Genomic DNA, 2,965 nt, shown 5'->3' with positions numbered 1-2,965 from the left:
CCAGCGTGTACCAGGCGCCGCGGAGCACCTCCAGTAGCAGCCGCGAGCGCTTCGAGTGCACCACCGCGGACTGTGGATCACGCCCGAGCCCCAGGTCAAGGACCTCCTGGCCGGTGTGGATCTTCTCCCGGCCAGCGCTCATCAGCGCGGCGAGCTCGGCCTCGGTATGCGCGGACCCCAGATGCTTGAGGACCACGTCCCGCCGGTTCCTCCGCTCCGCGATCTGCACGGCCGTCGCTCCCGACGCCGTCCTCACCTTCCGCAGAAACACCATCCCATTAGTGTGTCACCCCGGCCAACCGCGAGCCCCTCACCAGCACGAACACCAGCTGAACCACCAGATCCTCGCTCAAGAGGTCCAACTCAGGCCTGATGCGCCGCAGCAGCTGGCTGCTGCTGGCCCTCGCCCTCGCCGCCACCTCGCTGCTGTGGTCGCCGACCGCTCCGTCGGCGCACGCGGAGGGGGAGGAGGGCTCCCGCTTCAGCCTCGCCGTGCTGCCCGATACGCAGTTCTACTCCCGCTACGCCCAGTCGAACTTCATCCCCGACTACGGCACCGATCCCTTCAACGTCCAGACCCAGTGGCTGGCCGATCACGCCGACGAGCTGAACATCCCCTTCACCGCGCACCTCGGCGACGTCGTGGACCAGGCCGGCGTCCAGGAGCAGTGGGAAGTGGCCGACCAGGCCATGGCCACCCTGGAGGAGGCGGGCATGCCCTACTCCATCCTCCCCGGCAACCACGACGTGCTGGATTCGAACGACCAGCTCACCGACACCGACTACGACCTCGCCGCCGAGCCGTTCGCCCAGTGGTTCGGCCCCGAGCGCGCCGCCCAGCAGTCCACCTTCGGCGGCAGCGACCCCACCGGCCTCAGCCAGTTCCACCTCTTCGAGGCCGAGGGCCAGCAGTTCCTGGTCCTCGCCCTGCCCTGGCGCGCCTCCGAGCAGACCCTCCAGTGGGCCCAGGGCGTGCTGGATGCACACCCCACAGTCCCCGCCATCCTCACCACGCACGACACCATCGCCATCGACACCGAGGGCCAGGGGTTCACCAGCGACTACGGCGAGCAGCTCTGGGATGGCCTGATCGCCGGCAACGACCAGATCTTCCTCACCCTGAACGGGCACTACCACGGCGCCGCGGTCACCACCCGCGCCAACGACGCCGGCCACGACGTCACCCAGATCCTCATCGATTTCCAGATGGCCCAGGACGGCGGCAACGGCTACCTCGGCCTGCTCGAGTTCGACCTCACCGGCGGCGGCATCCACGGCGAGACCGTCTCTCCGTGGGTCGGCCAGAAGTCCCAGGACCAGCTCACCCAGTTCGACCAGCCCGCGCTGACCGGACCGGGGCAGAGCTTCGACGTCGACATCGACTTCGCCGAGCGCTTCGCCGGCTTCGCGCCGGACTTCGGGCCGGGGGAGGGGCTGTACCCCTCGCTGTCCCAGCGCGCCGTCGACCTCGTCACCGACGGCTTCAGCGGCGTCCCCGAGAACAGCACGCAGGAGCCGGGCTCGGCCCAGGACTACGTGCGCGCCCCAGGCACCCTCGCCCACTGGCGGATGGATGCCCCCGAGGGCACCCTCGAGGAAGGCGCGGTGATCGAGGATGCCGCCGGCGACAGCGACCTGCACCGCGTGAGCCTCGAGGAGTCAGGGTCCAGCGAGGCTCAGGTCGAGGACGTCAGTATCGAGCGCGAGTCCCAGCGGTACTCGGCTTCGGGCAGCTCGGTGTGCTTCGACGACTCCAGCCGGGAGCGCTTCAGCTACCTCAGCACCGACCCGGAGGCCGCGGTCAACAACGCGGACCTCTCCGGTGGCTACACGATCGAGACGTTCCTGAAGATCGACGAGGACTGGAGTGAGTCCGCCAACGGCTGGAGCAAGGCTCTGGTGCGCAGCGGCAACCGCTCCCAGATCGAGGGCATGCCCTGGTCGCAGTGGGACTACACCGCCTCGCCCACCGCCCTCGGCGTCTCGAACCTGCGCGAGTACCAGTTCACCACCGTCGGCCAGGACGCGACCGCCGGGGACAAGACCGCGTGGTCCGGGGAGATCCTCCCGGGCACCTGGAACCACGTCGCGATCGTCAACGATCCGGCCACCGAGGACATCGTCATGTACGTCAACGGCGCGCCCGTTCTGCGCACGTCCCAGGACGTCCTCGGCCAGTCCTTCAACGAGTCCATGCCCTGGATCATCGGTTCGGACTGGGTCGACGACGAGGCCACCAACGGCTGGCACGGCTGCGTGGGCGAGACCCGCATCTCGGATCGTCCCCTGGACCAGGACCAGTGGCTGACCGCTCGTCCCGATCTGGGCACGCTCGCGGTGACCCAGCAGCCAGAGTCCGCGGTCGCGGCCGGTGAGGACGCTGTGCTCGAGGGCGCCGGAACTCCGGGCGCCGAAGTGCGCGCCGTGCTGCCCGGCAGCGGGGAGACCCTCAGAGCCGAGGTGGCGGACGACGGCACCTGGGCTCTCACCGTTCCCGGCGACCGGCTCTCCGACGCCGAGACGGTGCTGACCCTGGACCAGGGCTTCGGTGAGCGCCGCTCCGAGGCCATAGAGGTGACCATCCCGGTCGAGGCCGACGGCAAGGGCAACGGGCACGGCAACGGCCGTGGCAATGGGCATGGCAACGGCAACGGCAACGGCAACGGCAACGGCAACGGCAACGGCAACGGCAACGGCAACGGCAACGGTCATGGCAAGGGCAACGGCGGCAGCTGAGGTTCCGGGCCGGGCGGTCCGGGGCACGGCCCCATCGGGGCTCATGGCCACGGTGACCTGGCCCGTCGCCCCGTCGGGCACCGGTCTACGGGGTTGACCGCGGCCGACCCGTCGGCCTGAGCAGGGGATGGCCTGGGGGGGGGGGGGGGGGGCGGGGGGGGCGGGGGGGGGGGGGGGGGGGGGGGGGGGGGGGCGGGCGCGGGGCCCGGCGGGCGGGAGGGGCGGGGGG

The 2,965-nt window shown here is 70.7% G+C and carries 1 protein-coding gene and 1 pseudogene; one reads left to right on the top strand and one right to left on the bottom strand.

The genetic code is table 11. The annotated features are described in order from the left end of the window. Positions 1-274 (bottom strand): annotated as a pseudogene (locus AC5020_RS16885) (IS1634 family transposase); the annotation flags it as partial. Between the two features lie 98 nt (positions 275-372). On the opposite strand from AC5020_RS16885, the gene AC5020_RS16880 reads away from it, so the two are divergent. Beyond that, entirely contained in the window at positions 373-2,736 is a 2,364-nt protein-coding gene (locus AC5020_RS16880; protein WP_464989142.1) for a laminin G domain-containing metallophosphoesterase family protein, read from the top strand. Positions 2,737-2,965 lie beyond the last annotated feature (229 nt).

This window comes from Brachybacterium sp. SYSU DS0246, assembly GCF_059391765.1.
This window is presented reverse-complemented; position numbering and strand designations above follow the sequence as displayed.

Coding starts and splice junctions, on each gene's coding strand:
- AC5020_RS16880 (WP_464989142.1), top strand. CDS start 373: ATGCGCCGCAGCAGCTGGCTGCTGCTGGCCCTCGCCCTCGCCGCCACC.